Consider the following 17,154-nt stretch of genomic DNA (forward strand, 5'->3'; position numbering starts at 1 on the left):
GGCATGGATGCCGTACAGGTCGACGCCTACCTCCGCCGCATCGGGGCCGAGCACCCGGCCCCGCCCACCACAGCCGCCCTGCGGGAGTTGCAGCTGCGGCACTTGAAGACCGTGCCCTTCGAGAATCTGTCGATCCACCTCGGGGAGGGGATCGTACTGGAGGAGAAGCAGTTGGTGGACAAGGTGGTGGGGGTGCGGCGGGGCGGGTTCTGCTACGAACTCAACGGGGCGTTCGGGGCGCTGCTGGACGCGCTGGGGTTCGGCGTCGCGCTGCTCGCGGCGCGGGTGTACGGGGAGGAGGGGCGGCTGGGCATCCCGTACGACCATCTCGCGCTGCGGGTGCGGACGGTGGACGGGGGCGACTGGCTGGCCGACGTGGGCTTCGGGGCGCTGAGCCACTTCCCGCTGGCGTTCGGGGAGCGGGGCGAACAGGTCGAGCCGGGCGGCACGTTCAGGATCGTCGAGGCGGAGGCCGGTGATCTGGACGTCGTCCGGGAGGGGCAGCTCCAGTACCGGCTGGAGGTACGGCCCCGGGCGCTCGGCGACTTCCTGGCCGGGGCCTGGTGGCACAGCACCTCGCCCTCCTCGCACTTCACACGGTCGCTGGTGTGCTCGCGGCTCACGGAGGACGGCGGTCGGATCACCCTCAGCGGCCGCACGCTGACCACGACGGGGACGGATGGGACGCGCGAGGTGCGGGACCTGGCCTCGGACGAGGAGGTGCTCGCGGTGTACCGGGACCGGTTCGGGATCGAGCTTGCCTCGGTCCCGGTCGTGCGGGAGCTCGGCGGAAGGAGCGGCTGAGGAGGGCTGGTCCGGGTGCCGGAGAATGTCGGCGTGAGTGATGTGAGACATGTGCTGGTGCTGCCCGACCGGGATGCCGCGGAGGAGGTGGCGGCGGCGCTCGGGGAGCGGTTCGCGGTCGGCGAGGAGCCGCGGATCGTCCGCGATGCGCTGGCCGGGGAGGACGACGCCGAGGACGCGCAGTGGCTGGTCGTCCTGCGGGACGAGGAGGGGCGGCTGGATCCGGGGGAGCTGGAAGCGTTCGTGGGGGAGTGGGAGGGCTGGTGGGAGGGACCGTAGCCCCCGCCCGGCCCTGCGGATCCCGTGGCGTTGTCAGTGGCCCGTGGGATGCTTGTCGCGATGGCCAGGAAGACTGCGAATGACGACCCTCTCGCCCCGGTGACGCTCGCCGTGGGGCAGGAGGAGCTGCTGCTCGACCGTGCTGTGCGGGAGGTGGTGGCCGCCGCCAGGGCCGCCGATGCCGACACGGACGTACGGGACCTCACCCCGGACCAGTTGCAGCCCGGCACGCTCGCCGAGCTGACCAGTCCGTCGCTCTTCGCGGAGCGCAAGGTCGTGGTCGTGCGCAATGCGCAGGATCTGTCGGCGGACACGGTCAAGGACGTGAAGTCGTATCTGGGGGCGCCCGCCGAGGAGATCACGCTCGTGCTGCTGCACGCGGGCGGCGCCAAGGGCAAGGGGCTGCTCGACGCCGCGCGCAAGGCGGGGGCGCGGGAGGTGGCCTGCCCGAAGATGACCAAGCCCGCCGACCGGCTGGCGTTCGTCCGGGGCGAGTTCCGTGGACTCGGACGCTCGGCCAAGCCCGAGGCGTGCCAGGCGCTGGTCGACGCGATCGGCAGCGACCTGCGGGAGCTGGCCTCGGCGGTGGCACAGCTGGTCGCCGACGTCGAGGGCACGATCGACGAGGCCGTCGTCGGCCGTTACTACACCGGACGGGCCGAGGCCTCCAGCTTCACGGTCGCCGACCGGGCCGTCGAGGGGCGGGCGGCGGAGGCTCTGGAGGCGCTGCGCTGGTCGCTCGCGACCGGCGTGGCACCGGTGATGATCACCAGCGCGCTCGCCCAGGGCGTACGGGCGATCGGAAAGCTGTCCTCCGCGCGCGGTGGCCGTCCGGCCGACCTCGCGCGGGAACTCGGTATGCCACCGTGGAAGATCGACCGCGTCCGCCAGCAGATGCGCGGCTGGACCCCGGACGGGGTGGCCATCGCCCTCCGCGCCGTGGCCGAGGCCGACGCCGGCGTGAAGGGCGGTGGCGACGACCCCGAGTACGCCCTGGAGAAGGCGGTGGTGACCATCGCCCGCGCGGCCCGCTCCCGCGGCCGGGCGTAGCCAGGAAGGCACGTACAGGCACGTACATGCCGAAGACCCCGGTTCCTCCCCTGGGGAAAGGGGACGGCTCCGGGGTCTTCGGTTCACGCTGGTTGGATCCGCGCCCGCGTGGCGAACGCAGGCCGCGCGCGGATCCGAGGGTGCCGGCCGGGGGCGGATGAGAGAGGGCCCGCCCTGGGTCCTTCCGGCGGTCAGATCAAGGAAGGGTTCAGCCCTTGAGGGACGTGACCTTGGTGGCCAGCGCCGACTTCTTGTTGGCGGCCTGGTTCTTGTGGATGACGCCCTTCGAGACGGCCTTGTCGAGCTGACGCGCGGCAGCGCGCTGCAGCTCGGTGGCCTTCTCGACGTCACCCGCGGCAACGGCCTCGCGGGCCTTGCGGATCGCGGTCTTCAGAGAGGACTTGACGGCCTTGTTGCGCAGCCGGGCCTTCTCGTTGGTCTTGTTCCGCTTGATCTGGGACTTGATGTTCGCCACGAATGAGCCTTTTCAGGTTCTGGCACGGGGCCGCACGGGTCCCGCACCGGTGATTTCTTGAGATGTGCCTCGCGCGGAGAAGGCATGAGACACAGCTCCCCACGCTACCAGTGGCCCGCCGGACGGCCCAAACCGGTCACCGGTCCTCCACCCGTGGGACCATGGAAGCTACGTATCGATCCGACCCGAGGCATAAGGCGCCTCAAGAAACAGGACCCTGCGTGCCCGCGACCCCTAACCACGTGCCCGAGCCGAGCCGTACCGCCCCGGCTCTGATCCGCAATTTCTGCATCATCGCGCACATCGACCACGGCAAGTCCACGCTCGCCGACCGGATGCTCCAGTTGACCGGCGTGGTCGAGCAGCGGCAGATGCGCGCTCAGTACCTCGACCGCATGGACATCGAGCGCGAGCGCGGCATCACGATCAAGTCCCAGGCGGTGCGTCTGCCGTGGGCCCCCACCCACGACCCCGGCAACACGCACATCCTCAACATGATCGACACCCCGGGTCACGTCGACTTCACCTATGAGGTGTCGCGGTCGCTCGCCGCCTGTGAGGGGACCATCCTCCTCGTCGACGCGGCCCAGGGAATCGAGGCCCAGACCCTCGCCAACCTCTACCTGGCGATGGAGAACGACCTCACGATCATCCCGGTGCTCAACAAGATCGACCTTCCGGCCGCGCAGCCGGAGAAGTTCGCCGAGGAGCTGGCCAACCTCGTCGGCTGCGACCCCGACGACGTGCTGAAGGTCTCCGCCAAGACCGGCCTCGGCGTCGAGGCGCTGCTCGACAGGGTCGTCGCGGAGATCCCGGCCCCGGTCGGCGTCGCCGACGCCCCCGCCCGCGCGATGATCTTCGACTCGGTCTACGACTCCTACCGCGGCGTCGTGACGTACGTCCGTGTCATCGACGGTCAGCTCAACAAGCGCGAGCGGATCCGGATGATGTCCACCGGCGCCACCCACGAGCTGCTGGAGATCGGCACCAACTCGCCCGAGATGCTGCCGGCCGACGGCCTCGGCGTCGGCGAGGTGGGCTACCTCATCACCGGCGTGAAGGACGTCCGCCAGTCCAAGGTCGGTGACACCGTCACCAGCCAGCACAAGGGCGCCGAGGAGCCGCTGGGCGGCTACAAGGACCCCAAGCCCATGGTCTTCTCCGGCCTGTATCCGCTGGACGGTTCCGACTACCCCGAGCTGCGCGAGGCGCTGGACAAGCTCCAGCTCAACGACGCCGCCCTGGTCTACGAGCCGGAGACCTCCGCCGCCCTCGGCTTCGGCTTCCGCGTCGGCTTCCTCGGCCTGCTCCACCTGGACGTGATCCGCGAGCGGCTCGAGCGCGAGTTCGGTCTCGACCTGATCGCCACCGCCCCCAACGTGGTCTACCGCGTGATGATGGAGGACGGCACCGAGCACACGGTCACCAACCCCAGCGAGTTCCCCGAGGGGAAGCTCGCCGAGGTGTACGAGCCCGTCGTACGGGCCACGATCCTCGCGCCCACCGAGTTCATCGGCTCGATCATGGAACTGTGCCAGACCCGCCGCGGCACCCTCCTCGGCATGGACTACCTCTCCGAGGACCGCGTCGAGATCCGCTACACGCTCCCGCTCGCCGAGATCGTCTTCGACTTCTTCGACCAGCTGAAGTCCAAGACCCGCGGCTACGCCTCCCTCGACTACGAGCCCACCGGAGAGCAGAGCAGCTCCCTGGTCAAGGTCGACATCCTGCTGCACGGCGACAAGGTGGACGCCTTCTCGGCGATCACCCACAAGGACCAGGCGTACGCGTACGGCGTCCGGCTCGTCGCCAAGCTCAAGGAGCTGATCCCGCGGCAGAGCTTCGAGGTGCCCGTCCAGGCCGCCATCGGCTCCCGCGTGATCGCCCGCGAGACCATCCGCGCCATCCGCAAGGACGTCCTCGCCAAGTGCTACGGCGGTGACATCTCCCGTAAGCGGAAGCTGCTGGAGAAGCAGAAGGAGGGCAAGAAGCGCATGAAGATGGTGGGTTCCGTGGAGGTTCCGCAGGAGGCCTTCATCGCGGTGCTCTCCAGCGATGACAGCGCGGGGTCGGCCAAGGGCAAGAAGTAATCGCCCGGCTGCCGGCACCACCCCTGCAAACCGGGTGGAAAAGGGCCCGTCGTACCCAAGTGCGGCGGGCTCCACGCGTGCGCGTGGTAGCGCTCTGTGGGAAGCGACAGGCCACAGCCCCTTACGCGGTGGCCGGGAGCCCTTTACGCTGATGCCTGCTCGATAGTTACTCGCGAGTTAAACAGCAGCCTGAACCACCCCCGTGAGTCACCCCAGCCGCACTTGAGCCAGCCGCGATGTCGCGGGCCCCGGAGGATGTCGTGAGCGACGCACAGACCCTGATCGAGAACCGTCCGCCGTCCGTGGCGGCCCTCTTCCTGGAGCGCGTGGCGGCCACACCGGACGCCGAGGCCTACCGCTACCCCGTACCCCCTGCCTCCGGCCAGGGACCGGACGACTGGAAGTCGCTGAGCTGGGCGCAGTCCGCCGAGCGGGTCTACGCGATCGCGGCCGGACTCATCGAACTGGGCGTGCGGCCCGAGGAGCGGGTCGCGCTCGCCTCCGCCACCCGCGTGGAGTGGCTGCTCGCCGACCTCGGCATCATGTGCGCGGGCGCCGCCACGACCACCGTCTATCCGCAGACCAACGCCGACGAGTCCGCGTTCATCCTCTCCGACTCCGGCAGCAAGGTCCTCATCGCGGAGGACGCCGGCCAGCTGGCCAAGGCGCTGGAAAAGCGTGCCGAGCTGCCCGATCTGCACCACGTCGTGGTCATCGACCCGGCCGGCGTCGAGACGAGCGACTGGGTGCTCACCCTCGCCGAGCTGGAGAGGCGCGGCGCCGCCCACCTGGAGGAGCACCCCTCGCTGATCAAGGAGCGGGTCGGCGCGATCACCAAGGACCAGCTCGCCACCCTCATCTACACCTCCGGCACCACCGGCCGCCCCAAGGGCGTCCGGTTGCCGCACGACAACTGGTCGTACATGGCCAAGGCCATCGCCGCCACCGGGCTGGTCGGCGCCGACGACGTGCAGTACCTGTGGCTGCCGCTCGCCCACGTCTTCGGCAAGGTCCTCACCTCCGGTCAGATCGAGGTCGGCCACGTCACCGCCGTCGACGGCCGCGTCGACAAGATCATCGAGAATCTGCCGGTCGTCCAGCCCACCTACATGGCGGCCGTCCCGCGCATCTTCGAGAAGGTCTACAACGGCGTCGCCGCCAAGGCCCGCGCCGGAGGCAACGCCAAGTACAAGATCTTCCAGTGGGCGGCCGAGGTCGCCCGCGAGTACGCCAAGGTCACCCAGGACAACTTCAAGCGCACCGGCACCCACTCCGCGCCCTTCGGCCTGGCCGCCAAGCACAAGGTCGCCGACACTCTCGTCTTCGCCAAGATCCGCGAGGCCTTCGGCGGCAAGCTGCGCGCCTGTGTCTCGGGCAGCGCCGCCCTCGCCCCGGAGATCGGCTACTTCTTCGCCGGCGCCGGCATCCACATCCTGGAGGGCTACGGCCTCACCGAGTCCTCCGCCGCCTCCTTCGTCAACCCCGGCGAGGCCTACCGCACCGGCACCGTCGGCAAGCCGCTGCCCGGCACCGAGGTCCGTATCGCCGACGACGGCGAGATCCTGCTGCGCGGCCCCGGCATCATGGAGGGCTACCACAAGCTGCCCGAGAAGACCGCCGAGGTCCTGGAGTCCGACGGCTGGTTCCACACCGGCGACATCGGCGAGCTCTCCCCGGACGGCTATCTGCGCATCACCGACCGCAAGAAGGACCTCATCAAGACCTCCGGCGGCAAGTACATCGCGCCCGCCGAGGTCGAGGGCCAGTTCAAGGCGGTGTGCCCGTACGTCTCCAACATCCTCGTGCACGGCGCCGACCGGAACTTCTGCACCGCCCTCATCGCCCTCGACGAGGTCGCCGTCCTGGAGTGGGCCAAGGAGAACGGCCTGGGGGGCAGGTCCTACGCCGAGGTCGTCGCCGCGCCGCGGACGGTGGAGATGGTCGACGGCTACGTCAAGCGGCTCAACGAGGGCCTGCAGCGCTGGCAGACCATCAAGAAGTTCCGCCTGCTGCCGCGCGACCTCGACGTCGAGCACGGTGAGATCACCCCGAGCCTGAAGCTGAAGCGGCCCGTGGTGGAGCGCGAGTACAAGCACCTGATCGACGAGATGTACGCGGGCGCGCGCGAGGCGTAGCCGCTGTGCCGACGCAGGCCCGGGCCCCGTACCCCTCAGAGGTGCGGGGCCCGGCTGTGTTCGACTTGCGTCCGGATACGCCCGGATCTGTCCATATTTGATCGCTTCTGCAGTGCGGTTCTCATCCTCGACGACTCACTTCGGTAACTCCTTGCTTATGGGTGCAGTCTGTCTGTCACTCTGTCCTCGTCGACAGAACCGATTCGTCCGCACTGCTCGGGGAGCCGCAGATGGGGGCCATTCCGACGCAACGGGAGACCGTCTTCCGTGCCTCCGAGGTGCCTGCGCACGCCTCCGGCGCGACCGCGCACCACGGCACGGAGGCGTATACGACGCTGCCCGGCAGCCCCCTCGCGCCCGGCTCCGCCCGCGCACTGCTGCGCACGGCGCTGACGGAGTGGGCGGACCTCGGATTCGTGATCGCCGAGCGACTGGCCGAGGACGCCGTCATCGTGGTCAGCGAGCTGGTCACCAACGCCGTCGTGCACGCGGGCACCGACGTCGAGCTGACCTGCCGGCTGGAGCCCGAGACCGGCGCCTTCGTCATCGAGGTCTGCGACCACCACCCCTCGCGCACCCCCCGCGACCACGGCGGCGAGGTGCCGTACGAGCCCGCGGAGTACGGCCGCGGGCTGCGCCTGGTCGCCACCCTCTCCGAGGCCTGGGGCATCACCTACCGGACCGGCGCCAAGACGGTGTGGGCGCGGCTGCCCGCCGAGGGCGGCACCGTGGGCGAGAGCGCACAGGCCTACGACACCGAGAGCGGGCTCGCCGTCGCCGAGGTCTTCGCGCCCGGGCCGCAGTACACCGGGCGGGACCGGGAGTGGCTGGGCCGGGGCGCGCTGTCCTTTCTCGCCGAGGCCTCCGACCTGCTCGCCGGGCAGCTCGACGAGGACCTGGTCGCCTCGCTCACCGGACAGCTGCTCGTACCCCGGCTGGCCGACTGGTGCGCGGTGTGGCTGGAGGACGAGTCCACCGCGCGGTGGGGGTCCTCCCACTGGAGCGGGGACGAGAGCGGGGCGGGCCGGAGCGACGGCACCGGCGTGGCCGGGCCACGGCTCGCCCGCGTCTGGCACGGCAGCGAGAACCACATCGAGGAGCTGCGCCGCGCCCTGGAGAAGGACCCGCCGCATCCGGGCGACGGCCTGCGCTCCGGGCCCACCCCCTACCCCTGGCCCGCGGAGGCCCTCGGTCCCCACGCGGCCCACGGTGCGGCACTCGCGTACCGGCTGATCGCCGGCGGCCGCCCGCTGGGCACGCTGGTCATCGGACGGACCGGGCTGCTCCGCTTCCCCGACGAGGTCACCGGGCTGGTCGAGGACCTCAGCCGCCGGGTCGCGCTCGCCATCGGCGCGGCCCGTCAGTACGCCCGGCAGGCCACCATCAGCGCCGTACTGCAGCGCGGGCTGCTGCCCGGCGCGGTCGCCGAGATCCCCGGTCTGCGCAGCGCGCTGGTGTACGAGCCGTGCGACAAGGGCGGCCCGAGCGGCGACTTCTACGACCTCTTCCCGGCCGGCGACGGCCGCTGGTGCTTCGCCGTCGGCGACGTACAGGGCAAGGGGCCCGAGGCCGCCGTCGTCATCGGGCTCGCCCGGCCCTGGCTGCGGCTGCTGGCCCGCGAGGGATACCGCGTCGCCGACGTCCTCGACCGCCTCAACCAGCTTCTCCTCGACGACGCCACCGAGGCCGCCGACGCCGCCGCCCGCGTCCTGGCGGCCGCCGGCGGCCGGGCCCAGGCCCCCGGCGACAGCCCCCAGACCCGCTTCCTGTCCCTCCTGTACGGCGAGCTCGCCCCCTTCGACGGCGGCGTCCGCTGCACCCTCGCCTGCGCCGGGCACCCGCTGCCGCTGGTCCTCGGGCGCGACGGAGACGTGCGTGCGGTCGCCCGGCCGCAGACCCTGCTCGGGGTGATCGAGGACGAGACGTACACCTGCGAGACCTTCGAGCTCGGCCCCGGCGACACCCTGCTGTGCGTCACCGACGGTGTCACCGAGCGGCGCTCCGGCTCCCGCCAGTTCGACGACGGCGACGGGCTCGCCGCGGCCCTCGCCGGCTGCGCCGGGCTCGACGCGGAACTGATCGCCGAGCGCATCCGGCGGCTCGTGCACGAGTTCGGGGCCAGGCCTCCGGAGGACGACCTGGCCCTGCTGGTGCTGCAGGCGGAGTGTGTGGAGTAACGGTTCTGGAGCCGACCGGCGGGACGGGTCTTCCGTCGTGGTGCTGGACAATGGGACGCATGCCTTCCGCACTTCCCGACGGCGAGCCCGTACCCGGCGACGGCGCGCTGCCCGCGCACGCGCTCGCCGGGGCGGCCGACCGGCCCCTCGGGTTCTACCTGCACGTCCCCTACTGCGCGACCCGCTGCGGTTACTGCGACTTCAACACCTACACCGCCACCGAGCTGCGCGGCACCGGCGGGGTGCTCGCCTCCCGCGACAACTACGCCGGGACTCTCGTCGACGAGGTCCGCCTCGCCCGCAAGGTGCTCGGCGACGACCCGCGCGAGGTCCGTACGGTCTTCGTCGGCGGCGGTACGCCCACACTGCTGGCCGCGGACGACCTGGTGCGGATGCTGGGGGCGATCCGCGACGAGTTCGGCCTCGCGTCCGACGCGGAGATCACCACGGAGGCCAACCCCGAGTCGGTCGACCCGGCCTACCTGGCCGCGCTCCGGGAGGGCGGTTTCAACCGGATCTCCTTCGGGATGCAGAGCGCCCGGCGGCACGTGCTGAAGATCCTCGACCGTACGCACACGCCCGGGCGGCCCGAGGCGTGCGTGGCCGAGGCGCGTGCAGCGGGTTTCGAGCACGTCAACCTGGATTTGATCTACGGCACGCCCGGTGAGTCCGACGACGACTGGCGGGCCTCGCTGGACGCGGCCCTCGGGGCCGGGCCCGACCATGTGTCGGCGTACGCGCTGATCGTGGAGGAGGGCACGCAGCTGGCCCGCCGGATCCGGCGGGGGGAGATCCCGATGACGGACGACGACGTGCACGCCGATCGGTATCTGATCGCGGAGGAGGCGCTGTCCGGGGCGGGGTTCTCGTGGTACGAGGTCTCCAACTGGGCCACGTCGGAGGCGGGCCGCTGCCTGCACAACGAGCTGTACTGGCGGGGCGCCGACTGGTGGGGCGCGGGGCCCGGCGCGCACAGCCATGTGGGGGGTGTGCGGTGGTGGAACGTGAAGCACCCCGGCGCGTACGCGGCGGCCCTCGCCTCCGGCCGTTCCCCGGGTGCCGGTCGGGAACTCCTCACGGAGGAGGATCGGCGGGTGGAGCGGATTCTGCTGGAGCTGCGGTTGCGGGAGGGTGTCCCGCTGGACCTGCTGCGTCCGGAGGGCCTGGCGGCGTCCCGGCGGGCGCTGTCCGACGGGCTGCTCGAGGAGGAGCCGTACGCGGCCGGGCGTGCCGTGCTCACCCTGCGGGGGCGGTTGCTGGCGGATGCGGTGGTGCGGGACCTGGTGGACTGACTGGGGCGCCGTTGGTGTTGCTGTGGGGGTGGGGTCGCTCACCGCGCTTGCGGGGTGCCTCCCCGGAGCTCTTCGAGCAGGGGTACCCCCAGCGCCCACCCGTGCCGCCCCTGGGGGTCCCCCCAGGCGTTCAGCACTGGGGGAGGCACGACTGCCCGCAGGCTGAGCGGCACGACTGCCCGTGGCTGCGGCAGATGCCGCCCGCAGGCTGAGGTAGCGCTAAGCCGTTACGAAATCGATCAGTTGCTCTACCCTGCCCAATAGCTCCGGCTCCAGGTCCTTGTACGAGTGGACCTTGGACAAGATCCCCTTCCAAGCCGCGCCCGTGTTCTCCGGCCAGCCCAGTGCCTGGCACACGCCTGTCTTCCAGTCCTGGCCGTGGGGGATGGTGGGCCAGGCCTCGATGCCCAGGGAAGAAGGCTTCACGGCCTGCCAGATGTCGATGTAGGGGTGGCCGACCACCAGGGCGTGTTCGCTGGTCACCGACTCGGCGATGCGCCACTCCTTCGTGCCGGGGAGCAGGTGGTCGACGAGGACGCCGAGGCGGGCGTCCGGGCCGGGGGCGAAGTCCTCGACGATCGCCGGCAGGTCGTCGACGCCCTCCAGGTACTCCACGACCACGCCCTCGACGCGCAGGTCGTCGCCCCACACCTTCTCGACCAGTTCGGCGTCGTGCCGGCCCTCGACGTAGATGCGTCCGGCGCGGGCCACGCGCGCGCGTGCGTGGGGGACGGCCACCGAACCGGAGGCCGTACGGGTGGGCCGCGGCGGACCGGACGACGGCTTCACCAGCGTGACCACCCTGCCCTCCAGCAGGAAGCCGCGGGGCTGGAGCGGGAACACCCGATGCTTGCCGAAGCGGTCCTCCAGCGTCACCGTGCCCGCCTCGCAGCGGATCACCGCCCCGCAGAAGCCGGTGCCCGGCTCCTCCACCACCAGACCGGGCTCGGCCGGAACCTCCGGCACGGCCTTCGGCTTCTTCCACGGCGGAGTCAGGTCGGGCGAGTACGAACGAAGGCGCGGGCCCGGAGGACCCTCGTCGGAAGGGTGGTGGCGGGAGACGGGTGGGCGCATTCGAGTGACGATATGGAGAAGCCCGTACGCGGTCAGCGCGACACGCCGAAGCGTGCGGCCAGGGCGTCCCGCTGGGCCCGGACGAAGGCCGCGTCCACCACCGCTCCGTGACCGGGCACGTACAGCGCGTCCTCGCCGCCGAGCGTCAGCAGCCGGTCGAGGGCGGCGGGCCACCGGGACGGTACGGCGTCGGGGCCCGCCTGGGGTTCGCCGGACTCCTCGACCAGGTCGCCGCAGAAGACGACGGCCGGCTCGCCCGGGACGACGACCGCGAGATCGTGGGCGGTGTGCCCGGGGCCCACGTTCGCCAGCAGCACCTCCCGTCCGCCGCCGAGCGGGAGCGTGACCCGGTCGCGGACCTCGCGGCCGGGTCGTACCAGAGCGTCCGCCGCCTCCTCGGCCGCCCGTGCGTCCAGCCCGTGGCGCACCGCGTCCGCGCGCAGTTCGGCACGCGCGCCCCCGGTGCCGTCGTACACCGCGCGGGAGCCCTCGGCGGCGAAGACCTCCGCGTCCGTGAACGCCGCCGCCCCGAAGACGTGGTCGAAGTGCGGATGCGTCAGCGCGAGAAGCGTCACACCGCCGCCGGCGAGTTCACGCGCCTGCGCGCACAGCCGCGTGCCCTCCGCCAGGCTCGCTCCCGCGTCGACGAGCAGCGCGCGGCCCGCCCCGACGACCAGCCCGGCCGTGCAGTCCCACACCGGAAGGCGGACCCGCCCGACCCCGTCCGCCAGCCGCTCCCACCCCAGCTCTTCCCAAGTCACGCTCATACGGCGACGCTAGCCTCGCAGGACCGGCCTTGCCCTGGGTGTACCCGACAGCCGTACACTGGGCGGGTAAAGCTGGCACTCGTATGCGCCGAGTGCCAGGTGGGGAAGCCGATCAACGATTCTGGAGGTGTGCGCGGTGCTCAGTGAGCGAAGGCTTCAAGTGTTGCGCGCCATCGTCCAGGACTACGTCGGCACCGAGGAGCCGGTCGGCTCCAAGGCCCTGACCGAGCGGCACAACCTCGGTGTCTCGCCGGCCACGGTCCGCAACGACATGGCGGCCCTGGAGGAAGACGGCTACATCGCCCAGCCGCACACCAGCGCCGGCCGTATCCCCACCGACAAGGGGTACCGCCTGTTCGTCGACAAGCTGGCCGAGGTCAAGCCGATGACCGCGCCGGAGCGGCGCGCCATCCAGAACTTCCTCGGCGGCGCCGTCGACCTCGACGACGTGGTGGCCCGCACGGTGCGGCTGCTCGCGCAGCTGACCCGGCAGGTCGCCGTGGTGCAGTATCCGTCGCTGACCCGTTCGACCGTGCGGCACGTGGAGCTGCTGGCGCTCGCGCCCGCGCGTGTGATGCTCGTGCTGATCACGGACACCGGCCGGGTCGAGCAGCGGATGATCGACTGCCCCGCGCCCTTCGGGGAGACGTCGCTGGCCGACCTGCGGGCGCGGCTGAACAGCCGGGTCGCAGGCCGCCGCTTCACGGACGTCCCGCAGCTGGTCGAGGACCTGCCCGAGGGCTTCGACGTCGAGGACCGCGGTACCGTCTCGACCGTGCTGTCCACTCTCCTGGAGACGCTCGTCGAGGAGAACGAGGAGCGGCTGGTGATCGGCGGCACCGCCAATCTGACTCGCTTCGCGCACGACTTCCCGCTCACCATCCGCCCCGTCCTGGAGGCGCTGGAGGAGCAGGTCGTCCTGCTGAGGCTGCTCGGTGAGACGCAGAATCCGGGCATGACCGTGCGCATCGGTCACGAGAACGCCCACGAGGGACTCAACTCCACGTCCATCGTGTCGGTCGGCTACGGTTCGGGCGGCGAGGCAGTGGCCAAGCTCGGCGTGGTCGGACCGACCCGCATGGACTACCCGGGAACGATGGGAGCGGTACGCGCAGTGGCACGGTACGTCGGACAGATCCTGGCGGAGTCGTAGGTGGCCACGGACTACTACGCCGTTCTCGGCGTGCGTCGCGACGCGTCGCAGGAAGAGATCAAGAAGGCCTTCCGGCGGCTCGCGCGCGAGCTGCACCCGGACGTCAACCCGGATCCGAAGACCCAGGAGCGGTTCAAGGAGATCAACGCCGCCTACGAGGTGCTGTCGGACCCGCAGAAGAAGCAGGTCTACGACCTCGGCGGTGACCCGCTCTCGCAGTCCGGCGGCGCCGGCGCGGGCGGCGGCTTCGGGGCGGGCGCCTTCGGGAACTTCTCCGACATCATGGACGCGTTCTTCGGTACGGCGTCGCAGCGCGGACCGCGTTCGCGCACGCGCCGGGGCCAGGACGCGATGATCCGGCTCGAGGTCGAGCTGGACGAGGCGGCCTTCGGCACGACGAAGGACATCCAGGTCGACACGGCCGTCGTGTGCAACACCTGCAACGGCGAGGGCGCGGCCCCCGGCACCAGCGCTCAGACGTGCGACATGTGCCGTGGCCGCGGTGAGGTCTCCCAGGTCACCCGGTCCTTCCTGGGCCAGGTCATGACCTCCCGCCCCTGCCCCCAGTGCCAGGGTTTCGGCACGGTGGTGCCCACCCCGTGCCCGGAGTGCGCCGGCGACGGCCGCATCCGCGCCCGCCGCACGCTGACCGTGAAGATCCCGGCCGGTGTGGACAACGGCACGCGCATCCAGCTCGCGGGCGAGGGCGAGGTCGGCCCCGGCGGCGGCCCCGCCGGTGACCTCTACGTCGAGATCCACGAGCTGCCGCATCAGACCTTCCAGCGGCGCGGCGACGACCTGCACTGCACGGTCACCATCCCGATGACCGCGGCGGCCCTCGGCACCAAGGTGCCGCTGGAGACCCTGGACGGCCTGGAGGAGGTCGACATCCGCCCGGGCACCCAGTCCGGCCAGTCGATCCCGCTGCACGGCCGGGGCGTCACGCATCTGCGCGGCGGCGGACGCGGCGACCTCATCGTGCACGTCGAGGTGCAGACCCCGACCAAGCTCGACCCCGAGCAGGAGCGCCTGCTGCGCGAGCTGGCCAAGCTGCGCGGAGAGGAGCGCCCGCAGGGGCAGTTCCAGCCGGGGCAGCAGGGGTTGTTCTCCCGGCTCAAGGACGCGTTCAACGGTCGCTGACGGGGGATACCTCCGGCATATGCCGGAGGTCGCCCGGATTCGGACTTGTGCGGAGGGCGTGACACCATGCGGTCATGTCCTCCGCGCTGACCGATCTCTTCCCGCACCCGATCGTGCAGGCACCCATGGCGGGCGGTCCCTCGGTGCCGGGGCTGGCCGCCGCGGTGTCCGACGCGGGCGGACTGGGCTTCCTCGCCGCCGGTTACAAGACCGCGGACGGCATGTACCAGGAGATCAAGCAGCTGCGCGGGCTGACCGGCCGTTCCTTCGGCGTCAACGTGTTCATGCCGCAGCCGGAGAGCGCCGAGTCCGGCGCCGTCGACCTCTACGCCCAGCAGCTGGCCGGCGAGGCCGGCTGGTACGACACCGAGCTCGGTGACCCGGAGAACGGACGCGATGACGGCTACGACGCCAAACTCGCCATGCTGCTGGACGACCCGGTACCGGTGGTCTCCTTCCTCTTCGGCGTGCCCACCCGCGAGGTGGTGGACTCGCTGCACCGGGTCGGCACGTTCGTCCTCGTCACCGCGACGACCGCCGAGGAGGCGCTCGCCGTGGACCGGTCGGGCGCGGACGCGGTGATCGCCCAGGGCGTGGAGGCCGGTGGCCACCAGGGCACCCACCGCGACCTGCCGGAGAACGACGGCGCCGGGATCGGCGTGCTCTCGCTCGTCGCGCAGATCCGTGAGGCGGTGGACATCCCGGTCGTCGCGGCCGGAGGCATCATGCGCGGCAGCCAGATCGCCGCCGTACTCGCGGCGGGCGCGAGCGCGGCCCAGCTCGGCACGGCGTTCCTCGCCACCCCCGAGTCCGGCGCGTACGCCGTGCACAAGCAGGCGCTGACCGACCCGCTGTTCCCGCGTACGGAGCTGACCCGCGCGTTCTCGGGGCGGCCGGCCCGCGGGCTGGTCAACCGCTTCATGCGGGAGCACGGCCCGTATGCGCCCGCCGCCTACCCGGAGGTCCACCACCTCACCTCACCACTGCGCAAGGCGGCAGCGAAGGCGGACGACGCGCAGGGCATGGCGCTGTGGGCGGGGCAGGGCCACCGGATGGCCCGCGAGCTGCCCGCCGGGCAGCTGGTGGGGGTGCTGATGGACGAACTCGACGCGGCCAGGACGGCGTTGTCGGCCCGTCCGGCGGCGAGAGGTGGTGCGCGATGACCGCGCCGGTGTTCATCGTCGACCAACTGGACGGCATCGGACCGGAGTTCGTACTCGACGGGCCCGAAGGGCGGCACGCGGTCTCGGTCAAGCGGCTGCGACCGGGCGAGGACGTGGTGCTCACCGACGGCCGGGGGCGCTGGATCGAGGGCGTGGTGAAGGCCGCCGAGGGCAAGGACCGGCTGGTGATCACCGACCTGGAGTCCCTGGTCGAGGAACCGCCGGAGACCCCCCGTATCACCGTCGTCCAGGCCCTCCCCAAGGGCGACCGGGGCGAGCTCGCCGTGGAGACGATGACCGAGGTCGGCGTCGACGCGATCGTGCCGTGGGCCGCATCCCGCTGCATCACGCAGTGGAGGGGCGACCGGGGGCTGAAGGCGCTCGGCAAGTGGCGCTCGACCGCCCGTGAGGCCGGCAAGCAGTCCCGCCGGGTCCGCTTCCCCGAGGTCGCGGACGCGGCGACGACCAAGCAGGTTGCCGCACTTCTGGCCAAGGCCGACTTCGCCGCCGTACTCCACGAGACCGGCGAGGAACCCCTGGCCACCGCCGAACTCCCCACCGAGGGCGAGATCGTGCTCGTCGTCGGCCCCGAAGGCGGGGTCTCCCCGGAGGAGTTGGAACTGTTCCGGGAGGCGGGCGCGAGGGCGTACGTCCTCGGCCGTACCGTGCTGCGCACATCGACCGCGGGCACGGCGGCAACCGCCCTGCTCCTGGGCCGCACTGGCCGCTGGTCCTGACCCGCAGGGGCGCCTGGGCGCACGCGGCGCGCGAGTGACCGTATGCGCTCTACCGCCCCGGGCGCAGCGGTGGCACGCTTCCGGACATGGGCGGATCGAAGCGGATTCCGCGTCTGTCGCGGGGGCGGAGGGTGATGGCCGGAGCGGTGCTCGTGGTGAGTGCCGTGGGTGGTGCCGTCGCGTGTGATCCCGGTGGGCTGAGCACCGCGTCGGTGGCGTACACGACCGACAGGACGGCGACCGCGGAGCTGAACCGGCGGCACGCTTCCGTGCGTTGGCTCACCTGCACGGGCAACTACGGCGGCGACAAGGCGTACACGCCGGGGAGACCGACGCCGTCGGCGTCCGCGACCACCGTGGTCACCGTCGACTGCCAGGGGGAGACGAAGGACGGCCGGAAGATCACCGTCACCGGAAAGGTCACCCGCGCAGTCGACGGCGCCTGTGTGCGCGGGGACCTGACCGCCGAGGTGGGCGGGAAGGAGTGGTTCCACGTGAGCGGCCTCGGCAACTGCGATGCCACGACCGGGCCGACGTACAGGCCGCCCGTCACCCACCGGCCCACGAACGGGCAGCCGGGCCCGACGGTCACGGTGACCGTCACGCGGACGGTCTGGTGCCAGGGCGACCCCACCTGCTGGCCCGTCCAGGGCAAGTGAGGCCGACCTCTACGGCTTGAACCCTCTCCCGGCCGAAGCAGGGAGATTCCTGGCTCACGTCGCCTGCGGGCCCAGCGGACCAGCAGGTCTTGCACGATCGACACCGGCCGGGGTGGAACCGGCCCGGTTCGGCACTGCGAGCAAAGGAGTTGCCGTGCC

At 71.5% G+C, this 17,154-nt stretch carries 15 protein-coding genes; 12 read left to right on the forward strand and 3 right to left on the reverse strand.

What is annotated here, in order from left to right; genetic code table 11:
- The first annotated feature begins 3 nt into the window (after nucleotides 1-3).
- Genes ACX25U_RS24520 through holA form a run of 3 tightly spaced genes read left to right on the forward strand, consistent with a single transcriptional unit; the run spans nucleotide 4 to nucleotide 2,133 of the window.
- Entirely contained in the window at nucleotides 4-804 is an 801-nt protein-coding gene (locus ACX25U_RS24520; protein ID WP_454383168.1) for an arylamine N-acetyltransferase family protein, read from the forward strand.
- A gap of 33 nt (nucleotides 805-837) precedes the next feature.
- On the forward strand, nucleotides 838-1,083 hold the full coding sequence (locus ACX25U_RS24525; RefSeq protein WP_454383170.1) for a hypothetical protein: 246 nt from the start codon (nucleotides 838-840) through the stop codon (nucleotides 1,081-1,083).
- Nucleotides 1,084-1,143: 60 nt separating this feature from the next.
- Nucleotides 1,144-2,133 carry a DNA polymerase III subunit delta gene (gene holA / locus ACX25U_RS24530; protein WP_454383172.1) on the forward strand — a complete coding sequence of 330 codons (990 nt, stop codon included), beginning with the start codon at nucleotides 1,144-1,146 and terminating at the stop codon, nucleotides 2,131-2,133.
- A 208-nt stretch (nucleotides 2,134-2,341) separates the two neighbouring features.
- On the opposite strand, the gene rpsT is transcribed toward holA, so the two are convergent.
- Nucleotides 2,342-2,608, reverse strand: coding sequence for a 30S ribosomal protein S20 (gene rpsT, locus ACX25U_RS24535; protein ID WP_454383174.1), 267 nt, complete (start codon nucleotides 2,606-2,608; stop codon nucleotides 2,342-2,344).
- A 221-nt stretch (nucleotides 2,609-2,829) separates the two neighbouring features.
- Between rpsT and lepA the strand changes: the two genes are divergently transcribed.
- From lepA to hemW, 4 genes are all read left to right on the forward strand, one after another.
- Nucleotides 2,830-4,698 (forward strand): translation elongation factor 4, encoded by a 1,869-nt coding sequence (lepA, locus tag ACX25U_RS24540; protein ID WP_454383176.1) that lies wholly within the window; start codon nucleotides 2,830-2,832, stop codon nucleotides 4,696-4,698.
- 260 nt (nucleotides 4,699-4,958) lie between these two features.
- A complete protein-coding gene (locus tag ACX25U_RS24545) occupies nucleotides 4,959-6,833 on the forward strand; it encodes an AMP-dependent synthetase/ligase (protein ID WP_454383178.1) in 1,875 nt (624 codons plus the stop codon).
- Nucleotides 6,834-7,063: 230 nt separating this feature from the next.
- Complete coding sequence (locus ACX25U_RS24550) at nucleotides 7,064-9,010, forward strand: SpoIIE family protein phosphatase (RefSeq protein WP_454383180.1); 1,947 nt, start codon at nucleotides 7,064-7,066, stop codon at nucleotides 9,008-9,010.
- A 59-nt stretch (nucleotides 9,011-9,069) separates the two neighbouring features.
- Nucleotides 9,070-10,302, forward strand: coding sequence for a radical SAM family heme chaperone HemW (gene hemW / locus ACX25U_RS24555; protein ID WP_454383182.1), 1,233 nt, complete (start codon nucleotides 9,070-9,072; stop codon nucleotides 10,300-10,302).
- Nucleotides 10,303-10,521: 219 nt separating this feature from the next.
- Here the strand turns inward: hemW and ACX25U_RS24560 are convergent, their stop codons facing one another.
- The gene (locus tag ACX25U_RS24560; protein WP_454383183.1) at nucleotides 10,522-11,376 is read right to left on the reverse strand and encodes a DUF3097 domain-containing protein; all 855 of its coding nucleotides are present in this window, start codon (nucleotides 11,374-11,376) and stop codon (nucleotides 10,522-10,524) included.
- A 32-nt stretch (nucleotides 11,377-11,408) separates the two neighbouring features.
- Complete coding sequence (locus tag ACX25U_RS24565) at nucleotides 11,409-12,143, reverse strand: MBL fold metallo-hydrolase (protein ID WP_454383185.1); 735 nt, start codon at nucleotides 12,141-12,143, stop codon at nucleotides 11,409-11,411.
- 136 nt (nucleotides 12,144-12,279) lie between these two features.
- Between ACX25U_RS24565 and hrcA the strand changes: the two genes are divergently transcribed.
- The 5 genes from hrcA to ACX25U_RS24590 all read left to right on the forward strand — a co-directional run bounded on the left by hrcA (nucleotide 12,280) and on the right by ACX25U_RS24590 (nucleotide 16,995).
- Nucleotides 12,280-13,296 (forward strand): heat-inducible transcriptional repressor HrcA, encoded by a 1,017-nt coding sequence (gene hrcA / locus ACX25U_RS24570; protein ID WP_454383187.1) that lies wholly within the window; start codon nucleotides 12,280-12,282, stop codon nucleotides 13,294-13,296.
- Nucleotides 13,297-14,436 carry a molecular chaperone DnaJ gene (gene dnaJ, locus ACX25U_RS24575; protein WP_454383189.1) on the forward strand — a complete coding sequence of 380 codons (1,140 nt, stop codon included), beginning with the start codon at nucleotides 13,297-13,299 and terminating at the stop codon, nucleotides 14,434-14,436.
- Nucleotides 14,437-14,510: 74 nt separating this feature from the next.
- Nucleotides 14,511-15,599: a nitronate monooxygenase gene (locus tag ACX25U_RS24580; RefSeq protein WP_454383190.1), complete on the forward strand. Its 1,089-nt coding sequence runs from the start codon at nucleotides 14,511-14,513 to the stop codon at nucleotides 15,597-15,599.
- A complete protein-coding gene (locus tag ACX25U_RS24585) occupies nucleotides 15,596-16,336 on the forward strand; it encodes a 16S rRNA (uracil(1498)-N(3))-methyltransferase (protein ID WP_454383192.1) in 741 nt (246 codons plus the stop codon). The genes ACX25U_RS24580 and ACX25U_RS24585 overlap by 4 nt, the downstream gene beginning before the upstream one ends.
- A gap of 86 nt (nucleotides 16,337-16,422) precedes the next feature.
- Nucleotides 16,423-16,995, forward strand: a complete 573-nt coding sequence (locus tag ACX25U_RS24590; protein WP_454383194.1) for a hypothetical protein — start codon at nucleotides 16,423-16,425, stop codon at nucleotides 16,993-16,995.
- The last annotated feature ends 159 nt before the right edge of the window (nucleotides 16,996-17,154 follow it).

It is taken from the genome of Streptomyces sp. JNUCC 63 (genome assembly GCF_054366325.1).